At 65.4% G+C, this 16,959-nt stretch carries 16 protein-coding genes; 1 reads left to right on the top strand and 15 read right to left on the bottom strand.

Features of this window, described 5'->3' with window-relative positions:
* Window positions 1-21: 21 nt before the first annotated feature.
* The 8 genes from truB to FHX60_RS05015 all read right to left on the bottom strand — a co-directional run bounded on the left by truB (window position 22) and on the right by FHX60_RS05015 (window position 10,787).
* Window positions 22-969 (bottom strand): tRNA pseudouridine(55) synthase TruB, encoded by a 948-nt coding sequence (truB, locus tag FHX60_RS05050; protein ID WP_183282664.1) that lies wholly within the window; start codon window positions 967-969, stop codon window positions 22-24.
* Between the two features lie 81 nt (window positions 970-1,050).
* Complete coding sequence (gene rbfA, locus FHX60_RS05045) at window positions 1,051-1,422, bottom strand: 30S ribosome-binding factor RbfA (protein ID WP_183282663.1); 372 nt, start codon at window positions 1,420-1,422, stop codon at window positions 1,051-1,053.
* Between the two features lie 60 nt (window positions 1,423-1,482).
* Window positions 1,483-4,374 (bottom strand): translation initiation factor IF-2, encoded by a 2,892-nt coding sequence (gene infB / locus FHX60_RS05040; protein WP_112774091.1) that lies wholly within the window; start codon window positions 4,372-4,374, stop codon window positions 1,483-1,485.
* Between the two features lie 90 nt (window positions 4,375-4,464).
* The gene (nusA, locus tag FHX60_RS05035; protein WP_092309116.1) at window positions 4,465-5,940 is read right to left on the bottom strand and encodes a transcription termination factor NusA; all 1,476 of its coding nucleotides are present in this window, start codon (window positions 5,938-5,940) and stop codon (window positions 4,465-4,467) included.
* Complete coding sequence (gene rimP, locus FHX60_RS05030) at window positions 5,937-6,425, bottom strand: ribosome maturation factor RimP (RefSeq protein WP_183282662.1); 489 nt, start codon at window positions 6,423-6,425, stop codon at window positions 5,937-5,939. Before rimP ends, nusA begins: the two co-directional genes overlap by 4 nt.
* 303 nt (window positions 6,426-6,728) lie before the next feature.
* Window positions 6,729-8,600 (bottom strand): 23S rRNA pseudouridine(2605) synthase RluB, encoded by a 1,872-nt coding sequence (gene rluB, locus FHX60_RS05025; protein WP_183282661.1) that lies wholly within the window; start codon window positions 8,598-8,600, stop codon window positions 6,729-6,731.
* A 5-nt stretch (window positions 8,601-8,605) separates the two neighbouring features.
* Entirely contained in the window at window positions 8,606-9,442 is an 837-nt protein-coding gene (gene scpB / locus FHX60_RS05020; protein WP_183282660.1) for an SMC-Scp complex subunit ScpB, read from the bottom strand.
* A 586-nt stretch (window positions 9,443-10,028) separates the two neighbouring features.
* On the bottom strand, window positions 10,029-10,787 hold the full coding sequence (locus FHX60_RS05015; protein ID WP_183282659.1) for a sulfite exporter TauE/SafE family protein: 759 nt from the start codon (window positions 10,785-10,787) through the stop codon (window positions 10,029-10,031).
* A 77-nt stretch (window positions 10,788-10,864) separates the two neighbouring features.
* Here FHX60_RS05015 and fnr point away from each other — a divergent pair, with 77 nt between their 5' ends.
* Window positions 10,865-11,590, top strand: a complete 726-nt coding sequence (gene fnr / locus FHX60_RS05010) for a fumarate/nitrate reduction transcriptional regulator Fnr (protein WP_018007730.1) — start codon at window positions 10,865-10,867, stop codon at window positions 11,588-11,590.
* A 54-nt stretch (window positions 11,591-11,644) separates the two neighbouring features.
* Here fnr and FHX60_RS05005 read toward each other — a convergent pair whose 3' ends face one another.
* The 7 genes from FHX60_RS05005 to ccoN are packed head-to-tail and all read right to left on the bottom strand — an operon-like array spanning window position 11,645 to window position 16,877.
* Window positions 11,645-11,890 carry a hypothetical protein gene (locus FHX60_RS05005; RefSeq protein ID WP_012353116.1) on the bottom strand — a complete coding sequence of 82 codons (246 nt, stop codon included), beginning with the start codon at window positions 11,888-11,890 and terminating at the stop codon, window positions 11,645-11,647.
* Entirely contained in the window at window positions 11,887-12,096 is a 210-nt protein-coding gene (locus FHX60_RS05000) for a FixH family protein (RefSeq protein ID WP_092309128.1), read from the bottom strand. The genes FHX60_RS05005 and FHX60_RS05000 overlap by 4 nt, the downstream gene beginning before the upstream one ends.
* 44 nt (window positions 12,097-12,140) lie before the next feature.
* Window positions 12,141-13,613, bottom strand: a complete 1,473-nt coding sequence (gene ccoG / locus FHX60_RS04995) for a cytochrome c oxidase accessory protein CcoG (RefSeq protein WP_112774087.1) — start codon at window positions 13,611-13,613, stop codon at window positions 12,141-12,143.
* Window positions 13,614-13,662: 49 nt separating this feature from the next.
* Complete coding sequence (ccoP, locus tag FHX60_RS04990) at window positions 13,663-14,580, bottom strand: cytochrome-c oxidase, cbb3-type subunit III (protein WP_092309134.1); 918 nt, start codon at window positions 14,578-14,580, stop codon at window positions 13,663-13,665.
* Between the two features lie 2 nt (window positions 14,581-14,582).
* On the bottom strand, window positions 14,583-14,747 hold the full coding sequence (locus FHX60_RS04985; protein WP_010809472.1) for a cbb3-type cytochrome oxidase subunit 3: 165 nt from the start codon (window positions 14,745-14,747) through the stop codon (window positions 14,583-14,585).
* Between the two features lie 3 nt (window positions 14,748-14,750).
* The gene (gene ccoO / locus FHX60_RS04980) at window positions 14,751-15,410 is read right to left on the bottom strand and encodes a cytochrome-c oxidase, cbb3-type subunit II (RefSeq protein ID WP_112774086.1); all 660 of its coding nucleotides are present in this window, start codon (window positions 15,408-15,410) and stop codon (window positions 14,751-14,753) included.
* 18 nt (window positions 15,411-15,428) lie between these two features.
* Window positions 15,429-16,877: a cytochrome-c oxidase, cbb3-type subunit I gene (gene ccoN / locus FHX60_RS04975; protein ID WP_092309140.1), complete on the bottom strand. Its 1,449-nt coding sequence runs from the start codon at window positions 16,875-16,877 to the stop codon at window positions 15,429-15,431.
* Window positions 16,878-16,959: the final 82 nt, after the last annotated feature.

The following is a 16,959-nucleotide window of genomic DNA, read 5'->3' as shown; positions in this document are numbered from 1 at the left end:
GCTACGTCGCCGCTCGCTGCCTCACAGCTTCACCAGCCGCTCCGGCCGCAACGCGCCTTCGCGCATGCGTGCCACGCCCAGCAGCCGCGCCGGCTCGCCGGCATAGACCCGCGCCAGGCTTTGCTCGGCCAGCACGGTGCCGGCCGGCAGGTCGCGCTGGGCAATGCGCTGGCCTTGCAGGAAGCGCTCCGCCGCCGCGGCATCCAGCTGCACCGGCACGCATTTCTGCAGCAGGGCATCGACAGGTGCCAGCATGGCCGGACGCTGCGCATCGTCCTGTGCTTCGATCTGGGCCAGCGTCACCGCGCCGTCCAGCGTCAGGTCGCCCACCGCAATCCGGCGCAGGCCGGTCAGGTGCGCGCCGCAGCCCAACGCTTCGCCGATATCCTCGGCCAGCGTGCGGATATAGGTGCCCTTGCTGCAAGTCACCCGCATCGTGAACGAGGGGGTCTCGGGCAAGGCGCAGGCCAGCAGCGCAATCGAACGGATCGTGACACGCCGTGCTGCGCGCTCCACGGTCTGGCCGGCCCGCGCGTATTCGTACAGCGGACGGCCGTCCTTCTTCAGCGCCGAATGCATCGGCGGCACCTGCTCGATCTCGCCGACAAACCCTGCCAGCACACGCTCAACCGCGGCGCGGTCACAGGTGACCGCACGCACGTCGAGCAGCTCGCCTTCGGCATCGCCGGTGCTGGAGCGCGCGCCCAGGCGCACTTCGGCGTCATAGGTCTTGTCCGCTTCGAGCAGGTCCTGCGAAAACTTGGTGGCCTCGCCGAAGCACAGCGGCAGCAGCCCGGTGGCCAGCGGATCGAGCGTGCCGGTATGGCCGGCCTTGGCCGCGCGCAACAGGCGCTTGGCGCGCACCAGCGCGTCGTTGGACGACAGCCCCAGCGGCTTGTCGAGCAGCAGCACACCATGGACCTCGCGGCGCGGCAGGCGCGGCGGACGGTTGGCGTTGGAATCGGTCATCGGGAACAAGCGGAAGGCGGGTGCGCAACGCGCGGCGACCGCGCCAGGAAAGCCCATGCCGGCCGGCACGGGCACCCGACATCAGTCTTCGTCTTTCGAACGCGTAGCGTTCGCTTCGTTGATCAGCCTGGACATCTCGATCGCGTGTTCGACCGAGGTATCGTGATGGAAATGCAGCGTCGGCACGGTATGGATGTGCAGGCGCTTGAACAGCAGCGAGTGCAGGTAGCCGGCCTTCTCGTTCAGGATGGCTGCGGCTTCGGCCGCTTCGGCGCCCAGCACGGTGAAGTACACCTTGGCGTGCGCGTAATCGGGCGTCAGCGTGACGGACTGCAGCGTGACCAGGCCGAGGCGCGGGTCGCGCAGTTCGCGCTGGATCATCTCGGCCAGGTCCTTCTGGATCTGGTCGGAGATGCGGAGATTGCGGGAGGAGATATTGCCTTTTTTGGCCATGCAATACAGTCTGGTCGAGATGACAACGGCAGGCCGAAGCCTGCCGTTGCTTGCGACGCCTTACAGCGTGCGCGCCACCTCTGTGATTTCGTACACCTCGAGCTGGTCGCCTTCCTGAACATCGTTGAAGTTCTTGATCGACAGACCGCACTCGAAGCCTTGCTTGACTTCCTTGACGTCGTCCTTGAAGCGCTTGAGCGAATCCAGCTCGCCGTCGTGGATGACCAGGTTGTTGCGCAGCACGCGCACCAGCGAGTTGCGCTTGACCAGGCCATCGGTAACCATACAGCCGGCCACCGCACCGATCTTCGGCACGCGGAACACCTGGCGCACCTCGACCTGGCCGATGGTGGTTTCGCGCTTCTCCGGCGCCAGCATGCCCGACATCGCCGCCTTGATCTCGTCTACGGCATCGTAAATGATGCTGTAGTAGCGGATATCGATGCCGTTGTGCTCGGCCAGCTTGCGCGCACCCGCATCGGCACGCACGTTGAAGCCGATGATGACCGCCTTCGAGGCCGTCGCCAGGTTGACGTCGGACTCCGAGATGCCACCCACGCCGCCGTGCACGATCTGCACCCGCACTTCGGCGGTCGACAGCTTCTGCAGCGACTGCACCAGCGCTTCCTGCGAACCCTGCACGTCGGCCTTGACGATCAGCGGCAGCGTCTGGACTTCGCCTTCGGCCATCTGCTCCAGCATGTTCTCGAGCTTGGCGGCCTGTTGCTTGGCCAGCTTCACGTCGCGGAACTTGCCCTGGCGGAACAGCGCGATTTCACGTGCCTTGCGCTCGTCCGGCAGCACCAGCACTTCCTCGCCGGCGGCAGGCACTTCCGAAAGACCCTGGATTTCCACCGGGATCGACGGACCGGCTTCCTTGGTCGTCTTGCCGTTCTCGTCCAGCATGGCACGCACGCGGCCGTAGGCGCTGCCAGCCAGCACCACATCGCCACGCTTGAGCGTGCCGCTGCTGACCAGGATGGTTGCGATCGGGCCCTTGCCCTTGTCGAGCTGGGCTTCCACCACCAGGCCCTTGGCCGGGGCATCTACCGGTGCCTTCAGTTCCAGCACTTCGGCTTGCAGGAGCACTTGCTCGAGCAGGTCTTCCACACCGGTACCCATCTTGGCGGAAACCGGCACGAACGGCGAATCGCCGCCGTATTCTTCCGGCACCACCTGCTCCGCCACCAGTTCCTGCTTGACGCGGTCCGGGTTGGCATCGGGCTTGTCGATCTTGTTGATCGCCACCACGATCGGCACACCGGCAGCCTTGGCATGCGCGATCGCTTCCTTGGTCTGCGGCATCACGCCGTCATCGGCCGCGACCACCAGGATCACGATGTCGGTGGCCTTGGCACCGCGGGCACGCATGGCCGTGAAGGCCTCGTGACCCGGGGTGTCCAGGAAGGTGATCACGCCGCGGTCGGTTTCCACATGGTAGGCACCGATATGCTGCGTAATGCCGCCGGCTTCGCCCGCGGCCACCTTGGTGCGACGGATGTAGTCCAGCAGCGAGGTCTTGCCGTGGTCGACGTGACCCATCACGGTCACCACCGGCGGACGCGGCAGCAGCTCGGCGTCTTCGTGCTCTTCGCCGTCGACCACCAGCAGCGCTTCCGGGTCGTCCAGCTTGGCGGCGTACGCCTTGTGGCCCATTTCTTCCACCACGATCATGGCGGTTTCCTGGTCCAGCACCTGGTTGATCGTCACCATCTGGCCGAGCTTCATCATCTGCTTGATGACCTCTGAAGCCTTCACCGCCATCTTGTGGGCCAGGTCGGCCACGGAGATGGTTTCCGGCACGTGCACTTCGCGCACCACCGGTTCGGTCGGCGCCTGGAAGTTGCTACGGCTGTCGTCATGCTGCTGCTGACGGCCGCCACGGCCACGCGGGCCACCGCGCCAGCCGCCCACGCCGCCCGACGAATCGCCGCGCGTCTTCAGGCCGCTGCCCTTCTTGCGGCTGCCTTCGTCCTGCCACGTCGACGAAGTGCCGGCCTTGACGACCTTGCCCTTCTTGTCGGTGGTGGTGGTCGCGGTGGCGGTCACCGGCTTTTTCTCGCCCGGCTTGGCTTCGGTGCCGGCCGGCTTGACCGGCTTGTGCAGGGTACCGGTCTGCTCGGCCTTCTTTTCCTCGGCCTTGCGCTCGGACGGCGCCTTCAGCACGCGTGCCGGCGCGTTCAGCATCTGCTGGATCGCACGGGCTTCGGCTTCGGCAGCCTCGCGGCGCTTGCGCGCGGCGACTTCCTGCTCGGCGCGGGCCTTGTCGGCGGCAGCCTTGGCTTCATCGGCGGCCTTCTGCGCCTCGGCGCGTTCGGCAGCGACGCGGGCCTTCTCGTCCTCGGCCTTCTTGCGCGAAGTATCCTCGTTGGCTTCGGTCACGGCGCGCGACGCGGCAGCCTCTTCCTCGGCCTTGCGGGCAGCGAGTTCGGCCTGGCGGCGCTGTTCGGCCTCGAGTGCCTCCTGGCGCGCGCGGCGCTCGGCTTCCTCGCGCTCGGCGGCCTCGCGGGCGGCCTTGGCCTCGGCTTCCTGGCGCGCCAACTGTTCGGCCTGGCGGCGCTCTTCCGCTTCGCGGCGCGCCTCCTCGGCGGCGTCGACGACCTGGGCTTGCGCCTCGGCACCATCAGCCTGCTGTTCGGGCGCAGCGTCGTCGCGCTTGATCAGCACGCGCTTCTTGCGCACTTCCACCTGGACCGTGCGGGTCTTGCCGGTGGCGTCCGACTGGCGGATCTCGGAGGTTTCGCGCTTGGTCAGTGTGATCTTCTTGCGGGCGCTGTCGTCGGCCTGGCCGTGCGAGCGCTTCAGATAGTCCAGCAGCCTGGTCTTATCCGATTCCGTGATGATGTCTTCTGGCGTCGCTTTGCCCACCCCAGCCGCCTGCAATTGTTCCAGCAGGGCAGCTGCGCTGCGACTCAGTTCTGCGGCCAGTTGGGCAACTGTTGTGCTTGCCATTCAAACCCTTTCAATGCTTGGTTTCTACGTCGGGACAGATTGATGCGGAAAGCGCGCCCGGGCTGGCGTTGGCCGGCCCGGCCGTGTCCCTCAGTTGAACCAATGTTCCCGTGCTTTCATGATCAGCGACTTGGCTTCTTCCTCGCTGACACCGGTCATCTCGACCAGCTCGTCCACGGCCAGTTCGGCCAGGTCGTCACGCGTATGGATATCGCCTTCGGCCAGCTTGCCGATCAGTTCCGGGTTGAGGCCGTCGAGCGAGCGCAGATCCTGCGACACCTCTTCCACCTTTTCTTCCCGGGCCAGTTCCATCGTCAGGAGCGCATCACGCGCGCGATTGCGCAGCTCGTTGACGGTGTCTTCGTCAAAGGCCTCGATCTCCATCATTTCACTGATGGGGACATAAGCCACTTCTTCCAGCGTGGAGAAGCCTTCCTCGATCAGGATGTCTGCGACTTCCTCGTCCACGTCCAGCTTGGACATGAACAGCTTGCGCACGACATCGCTTTCTTCGGCCTGCTTCTGCGCCGATTCTTCCTGCGTCATGATGTTGATCTGCCAGCCGGTCAGCTCGGACGCCAGGCGCACGTTCTGACCACTGCGGCCGATGGAGACGGCGAGGTTCTCCTCGTCGACCACCACGTCCATGCTGTGCTTCTCTTCATCGACAACGATCGACTGCACCTGCGCCGGCGCCAGCGCGCCGATCACGAACTGCGCCGGGTCTTCCGACCACAGCACGATGTCCACCGCCTCGCCGCCGATCTCGTTGCGCACCGCGGTGACGCGCGTGCCGCGCACGCCCACGCAGGTGCCGATCGGGTCGATGCGCTTGTCATGCGCCACCACCGCGATCTTGGCGCGAACGCCCGGGTCGCGGGCAGCCGCCTTGATCTCCAGCAGGCCTTGTTCCATCTCGGGCACTTCGTTTTCGAAGAGCTTGATCAGGAAGTCAGGGGCGGTGCGCGACAGCTCGATCTGCGGGCCGCGCGCGGCGCGGTCCACATTCAGGATATAGGCGCGCACACGGTCGCCGGTGCGCAGGTTTTCCTTGGGGATGATCTGGTCGCGGGCCAGCAGCGCCTCGACGCGGCCGGACTCGACGATCAGGCCCTTCTTGTCGGCGCGCTTGACCGTGCCGGTCATGATCTTTTCGCCGCGATCGAGGTAGTCGTTCAGGATCTGCTCGCGCTCGGCATCGCGGATGCGCTGCAGGATCACCTGCTTGGCGGCCTGCGCGCCGATGCGGCCGAACTCGACCGACTCGATCTGCTGCTCGATATAGTCACCCAGTTCGATGCTGGGGTTTTCCTCGCGGGCCTCGAACAGCAGGATCTGCTTGTCCGGCTCCTGCAGGCCCAGTTCGTCGGGAACGACCAGCCAGCGGCGGAAGGTTTCATGCTCGCCCGACTCGCGATCGATCGCGACACGGATATCCACGTCTTCCTCGAAACGCTTCTTGGTGGCCGAGGCGAGCGCCGCCTCCAGGGCACCGAATACCACATCCTTGTCGACGTTCTTCTCACGCGCAAGCGCATCGACGAGCAACAGAACTTCGCGGCTCATTGCTTGTTCCCTTTTCTTTGATTTCCTTTGAAGTCGATCACCGGCACCAGGCGTGCCTTGTCGACATCGGATACGGCAAATTCCAGCAGCGCCGGGCCATCCTTGCCCTCGAACTCCAGGCCGATCTTCTCTTCGCCCGCGGCGCCGGCGGGCTCGCGCAGGATGCCTGTGAAGTTCTTCTGTCCATTGACGGGCAGGCGCAGCGTCACGCGCGCCTCCGCGCCGGCAAAGCGGATGAAGTCGGCCAGCTTCTTCAGCGGCCGGTCCAGTCCGGGCGACGAGACCTCGAGGCGTTCATAGTCGACGTTCTCGACCGTAAACACGTGGGTGAGCTGGCGGCTCACCTTTTCGCAATCCTCGATGGCAATGCCGGTTTCAGGCTGATCGATATAGACACGCAGCAATCCGGCCGGGGCACGCTCGAGCTCGACCAGCTCATACCCCATGCCGCTTAGGGTGGTTTCGATCAAATCTGCCAGATGCACTGTTATCCCGAGTAATGGCCATCAACACCGTGGCAGGCAAACCCGCCGGTGCCGTCCGGGACGACCCTGTTGCAGCGCTGCCTGTCCGCCACCCCTTCCGCTCATGCGGAAGCACCGAGAAACGGGCGAACCAAAAAAAAATGGGCGCAATGCCCATCATTCGCCCATCCTCGGACGAGGATGGCTTTTTGAATAGACTTGAATTATACGCGGATTATGTCGAAAAGGCAAAAGCCAGACATTTACCGCGGACCGCACGCGGCACCGGCAGGCGATCCGCCCGCCATGCGCCGCATACGGCGCTTAACGATTGCCGCCGCGGTTGCCACCGCGATTGCCGCCGCCGCCACGCGGCGAACGGTTGCCACCCGGCTTGGCTGCCTTCGGCATCACGTTGCCATTGGCTTCGCCGCCGCGGCGGGCCTTGCCCTGCCCCTGGCCGGCCTGGCCCCTCGCACCGCCCATGCCGCCCATGCCGGCGCCGCCACTACGTCCCTGGCGCGCACCGGTGCCGCGACCACTGCCGAGGTTCGCGGCGTGCGAAGTCAGCAGCGTCGGCCCGTGGCTGATATAGCCCATCGACGTCTTCATCGGATCCGGCTGGCTGCTGCGGCTGCCGCCGCCGCGGGCGCCGCCCTGCTCGAAGCGCGGCAGGCCGTCCATGCCGGTATGCATCGGCATGCCGGCAATCGCTGCCTCGGTGCGCTGCTTGCGCCCGCCCACCTTGGTGGCGCCTTTGGGCGCCTGCTCGCCCTTGCCGGGCACCTTCAGGCCGACGCTGGTCATCAGCGCCTTGACGTCATTCGGCTCCACTTCCTGCCAGCGGCCGCGCTTGAGGCCGCGCGGCAGCAGGAACTGGCCGTAGCGGGTGCGAATCAGGCGCGACACGGTCAGGCCGACCGCCTCGAACATGCGGCGCACTTCGCGGTTGCGGCCTTCGGTCAGGGCCACGTGGTACCAGTGGTTGACGCCTTCGCCGCCACCGTCGGCAATGCGCAGGAAGTTGGCTTCGCCGTCATCCAGCTTGATGCCGTGCAGCAGGCGCTGGCGGTCGGCTTCGGCCAGCTCGCCCAGCGTACGCACCGCGTATTCGCGCTCGACGCCGTAGCGCGGATGCATGAACCGGTTGGCAATGTCGCCCGAGGTGGTGAAGATCAGCAGGCCTTCGGTGTTGAAATCCAGGCGGCCCACCGCGACCCACTTGCCGGTCTTGATGCGCGGCAGGTTGTCAAACACGGTCGGACGGCCTTCCGGATCGGACTGGCTGACAATCTCGCCGGCAGGCTTGTGATACAGCAGCACGCGCGGCGGCTTGGTCGACACCTTGCGGTGGATCAGCTTGCCGTTCACGCGGACCTGATCGGCCGGCAGGATGCGCTGGCCGATATGGGCGGGCAGCCCGTTGACCGAGACGCGTCCCTGCAGGATCAGCTCTTCCATCTCGCGGCGCGAGCCCAGGCCGCCGTCGGCCAGCACCTTGTGCAGCTTGGGCGCGTCGTCGTCGGCGGTCAGCTCGCGCACCGGCTTGGCCTTGGTGCGCGGGATGACGGTGTCTTCACTGTCGTACTGCTCGGAGATGACGAAGCGGAACAGGTCTTCGCTGCTCGCCGCGGCCTTCTCGGCACCGCCCTGGCCCTGGCTCTTGCGCGCGGCCTGCGGCTTGCCGCCATCCTTGCGCCGGCCCTGCTGGCGCGCACCGGTGCCCTGGTTCTCGCCGGACGTGGCGGGCTTGCCGCCGCGCTGGCCCTGCTTGCGCTTGCGGGCCGGCTGCTCCGGCTTGTCGGCACCTTCGGCGCGGGCTGCACGGTCGATCTTGTCTGCCTTGCTGCCTCCCTGGCTGCCCTGCCCGCCTTCGCCCTGGCCCGTCTTGCGCTTGCCGCGGCCGCGCTGGCCGCCGCGCCCGGCACCGGCGGCGCCCGCGCTGGCGGCGGCACCCGCCTCGCCGGCATCGCCCTGGCCGGCCGCGCCGGTGCCTTCGGCGCCCTCGCCGCGGTCCTGCGCCGCCTGCCGGCGCGAAGCCACCAGGTTCCTCAGACCGCGGCGCAGCCCCTTGCGGCGGGGCGCGGCGTCGCTGCCCGTTCCGGGTTCTGCGGCGCCGGTGTCGGCGGATGCGCCCGCATGGCGGGCGTCTTGCTCAACGGAATCAGACAAGATATTCACTATCGGATGTTGCATGTTGTTCAGTTCGGCACGCGCTCGTCGTGCTCGCTCGGGTGCGGCGGGGTGCCGTCGTCAGGCAGCAGCTCGCGCGCCCCGTCCGGAGGGGGTGCAGCCGGTTCGGTGGCATCGCCCGCCCCCGCCTCAACCACCGTCTCGGCGGCCGGCTGCGCATCAACGCCATCGGCGCCGTCTTCGCCTACGGGCGCAGGTTCGGCCGCTGGCGATGTGTCGGCCGGCGTGACCGGTTCGGCAAAGGCTTCCTCGTCGGCGCTCGCAGGCTTGTTCGCCGCCAGGTCTTCGAAATTGATCGCCTGCTGCTCCAGCAAGGCGGCCTGCGCCTGCGCCTGGGCGTCTTCCAGCGGCGGCAGCTCGTCCAGCGTGCGCAGCCCGAGGTCGTCCAGAAAGGCCTTGGTGGTGGCATACAGCGCCGGGCGGCCCGGCACGTCGCGATGGCCGATGACCTCGATCCAGCTGCGGTCCTCTAGCTTCTTGATCACTTCCGTGCTCACCGTCACACCGCGGATTTCCTCGATATCGCCGCGGGTCACCGGCTGGCGGTAGGCGATGATCGCCAGGGTTTCCATCACCGCGCGTGAGTATTTTGGCGGTTTTTCCGGATTCAGGCGGTCGAGGTATTCCCGCATTTCGGGCCGGCTCTGGAACCGCCAGCCGCTTGCCAGCGCCACCAGCTCCACGCCGCGCGGGCGCCAGTCCTGGCGCAGCTCATCCAGCAGCACGCGGATGGTGTCTGCGCCGACGTCATCGTCGAACAGGCGGCGCAGATCGTTGACGCGCAACGGTTCCTGCGCGCAGATCAGCGCCGTCTCGAGGACGATCTTCGCCTCTTGGGTATTCATGTTGATGGTGTGCAGCCTGTCTTTGCACCTGCTCCCGGACGTATCCGGGGCACCGGAGATTTTGGATACAGCGGTGCCAAAGCCACCGCCATCTCATCGCGCAGCGAGCCGGATACCTGCCGTACCCAGGCCGTGCACTTCCCTTTCTTTGCATCGAGTTGCCGGGGCTTCCGGCAGGAGATCGTCCGCATGCCATCATGGACCGGCCAGCGAACCTCTTGCGTCGCTCGTCCGCACAAACGGACATCGCAATCGGCGAACTGAACGCCTCGGACGCAAGAAAATACGGGTATCGGGAGCAAGGCCGGCATCTACCACGCCGCAGCGCCAACCGGACTTTTGAACCAGATCTTTTGAACCGGATGGACCGCGGGGACTGGCGCTCATCGAAAGCCTTCCGCTTCCCGCGTCCCGAGCGCGCCTTCGGATAGGAAGACCGCCAGGCGCTGTTCGCCGCTGCTTACCGCAGCCTGTCTGACTCCGCGCGATACCGCAATGCTGGCGATTGTATGGCATTCCCGCCTCCGGCTGCAACCATCATCCTGCTTGCGCGGGGTGCCGGCGCCGCAGAATGCCGCGTGCGGCATCAAAACACCAGACAAAAGCCCTGTTCTGCCAGCGAATGTGGCAGCAGCACCGCACGCGTAATGCCAAGTCCGCCGAACGCCATCACGGCGAGGCCCGCGCCCAGGCGTACGCCCGGCCGCCGCGACCACAACCTGAGGTAGCCGGACAGCCCGGACAGCACCAGCAGGTTCGGCAGCGTGCCAAGTCCGAACACACCCATCACCAGCGCGCCCGAGCCGGCATTCCCTGCCAGCAGCGCCAGCGTCAGCGCACCGTAGACCATGCCGCACGGTACCAGCCCCCAGGCCAGGCCCACGCCATAACGCCCGGCCAGCCCGCCGCGCGCCCGCAGGAAAGCCGGCAACGCGCCAGCAAGGCCGCCGGCCCGGCTGGCCACCGCCGTGCCGGCACGCGCCGCCAGCCGCTCCAGCCAGTCCACGGTAAAGGTACTGCCACGCATCAAGCGCCATCCCGACCACAGCAGCATCAGGCTGCCTGCGCCGAACAACCAGCGTTGCACCGGCAGATAGTCCTGTTTCCAGGCCGTGGCGCCGGCGGCGCCCAGCGCGGCACCGAGCAGCATATAGGTGCTGATCCTGCCAAAGTGCATCACCAATAACTCGCCAAGCCAGGCAGTCCGGCTGCGCACCAGGCTGACCGGTGCCCCCACGCCGCGCCGCTGCTCTACGGCCAGTGCCACTCCGCCGCACATGGCGGCGCAGTGCACCCCGCCCAGCAGAGCGAGCAGGAAAACGCTGATCAATACACCAAATGTCAATTCTGTCTCCCTGCCGGATCACATCGCACGGTAAAATGCTCGTATCGTGCCCCGCTGCCATTTCTAGCAGGTTCCAATTGCTCACTTCCATCCCCATTACCGAGATGTCGCCCCGCTGCTCCACCTGTGCGATGGGACAGCTGTGCCTTCCGGTTGGCATGTCGCAGCAAGACCTTGCCAAGATCGACACGCTGGTGCAGGAACGCATCCGCGTGCACAAGGGGGAAACCCTCTACCGCATGGGTGACCCGCTCACCGCGGTATACGCTATCCGCTTCGGTACGCTGAAGACACATGTCACCACCGAAGACGGTCGCTCGCAGATTACCGGGTTCCACCTGCCTGGTGAAATCGTCGGCCTCGACGGCCTGGGCGAAATGCAGCATGCGTCCGATGCGACCGCGCTCGAAGACACCGAGGTATGCGTGGTCCGCATGAACGATCTGCAGACGCTGTCGGCCGACCTGCCTTCGCTGCAACAGCAGTTCCTGCGTCTGATGGGCAAGGAAATCACCCACGACCAGTTGATGCTGGTTACCCTCGGCTCGATGCGCGCCGAAGAACGCCTGGCCGCCTTCCTGATCAATCTGTCGGAGCGGCTGTCGGCACGCGGTTATTCGGCGTCCGAGTTCGTGATGCGCATGAGCCGCGAAGAGATCGGCAGCTACCTGGGTCTGAAGCTCGAGACCGTCAGCCGCCTGTTCTCGCGCTTTGCCGAGGCCGGGCTGATCCAGATTCGCCAGCGCCATGTCAAGCTGATCGACATCGACGGCATCAAGCAACTCTACAGCCGTTCCTGCTGAACCGCCGCGGCGTTGCCGCGCCGCCTGCGGCGCCGGCAACGCGGCGGTCCTTCCCTATTCCAGTTCGTCCGTATCCGCCAGCCGCGTCGGCATGGTGTACAGCGTCAGCCCGCTGGACAACGCACAAAACACCCACGCCAGCAGGAAGCCGACGGTATAGACCGACTCGCGCGACGATTCGATCGGATGGCCGAAGAATTTCAGGTCGCCCGGATCGACGACGGAAAAAACCGTCGCCGTCGCCAGGCCCGCCATCAGAAAGCCCGGCCACAGCACCCACATCAGCCAGCGCAACCTCATGGCTGCCTCGCTGCCGCGGACTTGGGCGCCACCGCTTCCACCTTCTCGACCACCAGGCCATGCCGCGTCGCACCCTGGACCGGCATGTCGGGGTGCGCCGACGCCAGCCAGATCGTCACGCCGCACGCCACCATGGCCACCAGCGGACCGGCCATCAGCAGCCATGGCCACGGTTCCTTCCACCACGGATTGCCTTGCTGACTCATCTTGCCCCCTTCGTCCTGGCGACTACGCCAGTAGTCGCCTAGCTTCACAAATCGCGCGGCACGATAAAACTGGTGGATTGCCGGATTTCGGCATGCCCCTGCTCCGTGCCTTCGCTCGTTACCGTTACGTTGATCTTGTGCGTGCCCTGGCTGGCGGCCTCGATCGGCACGCGGATGCGGATCGGCAGCAGCCGGTTGGAAGTTGGCGCCAGCGATTCGGCCTGCTTGTCGTATTCGACCGTCAGGCCCTTCAGTTCATCGCTGTCGGCACGCACGCGGATCTGCATCGGCGCTTCGGTGGTGTTGATCAGCTGCAGCCGATAGACGTTTTCGATCCAGCGCCCTTCCACCTCGCGGCCCAACGCACCGCGGTCGCGGATGATATCGACCTTCAGCGGCGTGCGCAGCATGATCGACGCCATGAACCCTGCCAGCAGCGCCACCCAGATCACCGAGTAGATGATGACGCGCGGACGCAGCAGGCGCTTGCGCGAGGCCACAGCGGACAGGCCCTTGCGCATCGCGTTTTCCGAGGTGTACCGGATCAGCCCGCGCGGGTAGTCCATCTTGTCCATGACCTGGTTGCAGGCGTCGATGCAGGCGCCGCAGCCGATGCACTCGTACTGCAGGCCATCGCGGATGTCGATGCCGGTCGGGCACACCTGCACGCAGATGCTGCAGTTGACGCAATCGCCAAGCCCCGCCTGGTGATGGTCGGTCTTGCGCGAGCGGCTGCCGCGCGGCTCGCCGCGGCCGACGTCATAGGTCACGACATAGGTGTCGCGGTCCACCATCACGCTCTGGAAACGCGCATAGGGGCACATGTACTTGCACACCTGCTCGCGCATGAAGCCTGCGTTGCCCCACGTGGCGAACGCATAGAACAGCATCCAGAACGCCTGCCAGGGGCCCAGCGACAACGCCAGCACCTCGCCACCCAGCTCGCGGATCGGCGCAAAGTAGCCGATGAACGTGAAGCCGGTCCACAGTGCGATCAGCACCCACAGGAAATGCTTGGTTGCCTTGATGCGGAATTTGCGCAGGCTCCACGGATCCCCGTCGAGGCGGATGCGGGCGATGCGGTCGCCTTCGACCCGCCGCTCGATCCACATGAAGATCTCGGTGTAGACCGTTTGCGGGCACGCGTAGCCGCAGAACAGCCGCCCCGCGATCGCCGTGAACAGGAACAGCGCCAGTGCAGAGATGACCAGCAGCACCGCCAGGTAGATGACGTCCTGCGGCCACAGCACCAGCCCGAAGATATAGAACTTGCGCTCGCCAAGGTCAAACAGCACGGCCTGGCGTCCATTCCATTGGAGCCAGGGCGTGCCGTAGTAGATCAGTTGGGTCAGGATCACCAGCCAGACCCGCCAGCTGGAGAACGCGCCCTTCACCGAGCGCGGATAGATTTTGCGGCGGACCTCGTAAAGGGTTTCCTCCGAGGTCTCGCCCGGCGCAGCGGCCGACCGTTGCAGGTCGGCCGCCCGGGCCACTTCTTCGGTCCCGGGCGCATTCATGGGCGAGTTCTCCCGCGAGCCTCGAGCGCTCGCTCACATGAGTCGTCGATCATTGCCCGGCTCCGCCTCCCGTATTGGACAACCCCCACACATAGGCCGTCAGCATGCGGATGCGTTCGGGCGTCAGGATTTCCTCGTGTGCCGGCATATGGTTGTTGTGGCCCTTCAGGATGGCCTCGACGATGCTGGCTTCCGAGCTGCCATAGAGCCAGACGTTGTCCGACAGGTTCGGCGCACCGAGGGCCTGGTTGCCCTTGCCGCCGGCGCCGTGGCATGCCACGCAGGTGGTCTTGAACGCGCCTTCGCCGCGCGATACACGGATCGGATCCGACGACAGCCCGGACAGCGAACGCACGTACTGCGCCACGTCGCCCGCCTGCTTGGCATCGATGGCAGCGCCAAACGGCGGCATCACGCCGTTGCGGCCCTTGGCGATGGTCTGGCTGATGGTCTCGGGCTCGCCGCCGTACAGCCAGTCGTTATCGGTCAGGTTGGGGAAGCCCCGGCTGCCACGCGCGTCCGAGCCATGGCACTGCGCGCAGTAGTTCAGGAACAGGCGCTGGCCGATCTCGCGCGCCTGCGGGTCCGCCGCTACCTGCTTGACGTCCATCTTCAGGTACTTGCCGTAGATCTCGTTCTGCATGCGCTCCTGCGCCGCGCGATGCGCGGCCAGTTCGCCCTGCGTGGAGAACTTCAGCACGCCGGCGTACGAGCCCAGGCCCGGATACAGCACGAGGTAAGCAAGGCCGAAAATGCAGGCCAGCAGGAACATCCACATCCACCAGCGCGGCAGCGGGTTATTCAGTTCACGCAGGTCGCCGTCCCAGACATGGCCGGTATCTTCCGTGCCTCCAGGGGTCTTGGTGATCTTGCGTTGGGAGAACAGCAGCCATACGCACCAGACGATACCGATGAGCGCGATGGCGGCAATGTAGTAACTCCAGAAATCGGAAATGAAATCGCTCATGGCTAGGTGTTCCGGCTCGATGTTGTCGTAGTTTCGTCAGGCAACGCGAACGGCAGCATGGCGGATTCGCGGTTGGCGGCCTGGCGGCCGGCGGACCAGGCCCACCAGCAAATGCCGAGGAAGACGACCATGGACACGACGGTCGCGATGGCAGTGATCATGGCCATGGCTTACTCCTTCGGTGCCGCTGCGGCGGCATCGACGCGCACGTTGCGGCGGTTGGTGCCGAGGCCCTGCAGATAGGCAACCAGCGCGTCTTCTTCGGTCTTGCCTTTCAGCTCTTCCGGCGCCTTTGCGATTTCGGCGTCGGTGTACGGCACGCCCAGCTTGACCAGCGCGCGCATGCGCGCCTGGATATCGTTGGTGGGCAGCTCGGCCTTCTCCAGCCACGGGTACGACGGCATCACCGATTCCGGCACCACGTCGCGCGGATTGCGCAGGTGGATGCGCTGCCAGTCATCGGAGTAGCGTCCGCCCACGCGCGCCAGGTCGGGGCCGGTACGCTTGGAGCCCCACAGGAACGGATAGTCGTAGACCGATTCGCCGGCGGTGGAGTAATGGCCGTAGCGCTCGGTTTCGGCCTGCAGCGTGCGCACCTGCTGCGAGTGGCAGCCGACGCAGCCTTCGCGGATATAGATATCGCGCCCCATCAGCCGCAGCGGCGAATACGGCGTGATGCCCGGATCCGGCTCGGTGGTGGAGTGCTGGAAGAACAGCGGCACGATCTGGACCAGACCCGCGATGCTGACCACGAGGATCGTGCAGATGATCAGCCAGCCGATGTTCTTCTCCAGCGTTTCGTGGGAAAAGAAGCGTTGTTTGTCGGACATCTTTCTATCCTGGATTGATCAGTGGGCAGAGGCGGCGATGCTGGCCGGGATCGGCGCATCCACGGCGGTCTTGCCGGCAATGGTCTTGGCGATGTTGTAGGCCATCAGCAGCATGCCGGAGAGGAAGCACATGCCACCCAGCAGGCGAATCAGATAGAACGGGTACTTGGCCTTGACCGCTTCGACGAAGGCGTAGGTCAGCGTGCCGTCGGGCTGCGTGGCGCGCCACATCAGGCCTTCCATCACCCCCGCGATCCACATCGAGGCGATATACAGCACCACGCCGATGGTCGCGATCCAGAAGTGCCATTCGATCAGGCGCACGCTGTACATCTGCTTCTCGCCGAACAGCCGCGGGATCAGGTAGTACAGCGAACCGATCGAGATCATCGCGACCCAGCCCAGCGCGCCGGAGTGCACGTGGCCGATGGTCCAGTCGGTGTAGTGCGACAGCGCGTTGACGGTCTTGATCGACATCATCGAGCCTTCGAACGTCGACATGCCGTAGAACGACAGCGCCACTACCAGGAACTTCAGGATCGGGTCGGTGCGCAGCTTGTGCCAGGCACCCGACAGGGTCATGATGCCGTTGATCATGCCGCCCCAGGAGGGTGCCAGCAGGATCAGCGAGAACACCATGCCCAGCGACTGCGCCCAGTCGGGCAGCGCGGTGTACTGCAGGTGGTGTGGGCCGGCCCACATGTAGGTGAAGTTCAGCGCCCAGAAGTGGACGATGGACAGGCGGTAGGAAAAGATCGGGCGCTCGGCCTGCTTGGGAATGAAGTAGTACATCATCCCCAGGAAGCTGGTGGTCAGGAAGAAGCCGACCGCGTTATGGCCGTACCACCACTGGATCATTGCGTCCTGCACGCCGGCATAGGCCGAGTAGGACTTCCACAGCGACACCGGCATCTCGACGTTGTTGACGATATGCAGGATGGCGATGGTCAGGATGTAGGCCCCGAAGAACCAGTTGGCGACGTAGATATGCCGGGTCTTGCGCTTGACGATGGTGCCGAAGAACACGATGGCGTAGGCCACCCAGACCGCGGTGATCAGCAGGTCGATGGGCCATTCGAGTTCGGCGTATTCCTTGGAGCTGGTGATGCCTAGCGGCAGCGTGATGGCGGCCGCGACGATGACCAGTTGCCAGCCCCAGAACGTGAATGCAGCCAGCGGGCCGCAGAACAGGCGCGCCTGGCAGGTGCGCTGCACCACGTAGTAAGAGGTGGCAAACAGCGCGCTGCCGCCGAAGGCGAAGATCACCGCATTGGTATGCAGCGGACGCAGCCGGCCGAACGACAGCCACGGTGTATTGAAATTGAGCTCGGGCCAGATCAGCTGTGCTGCCAGCAGCACGCCGACGGCCATGCCGACGATCCCCCAGACTACCGTCATGACAGCGAACTGTCTTACGACGCCGTAATTGAAGGTGTCGACGCGTGAAGACGCGGCAGTGACATCCATTCAGACCCCCAAAGCTTAGAGAAAATAAAAAACCTACTGACAGTGTGACTTTAGAAAAACCATGCCACGGGTGCGTTGATCT

Source organism: Cupriavidus alkaliphilus, assembly GCF_014191175.1.
GTDB lineage: Bacteria > Pseudomonadota > Gammaproteobacteria > Burkholderiales > Burkholderiaceae > Cupriavidus > Cupriavidus alkaliphilus.
Note: the sequence above shows the minus strand (reverse complement) of the source record. Positions and strands in the feature narration are given on the sequence as shown.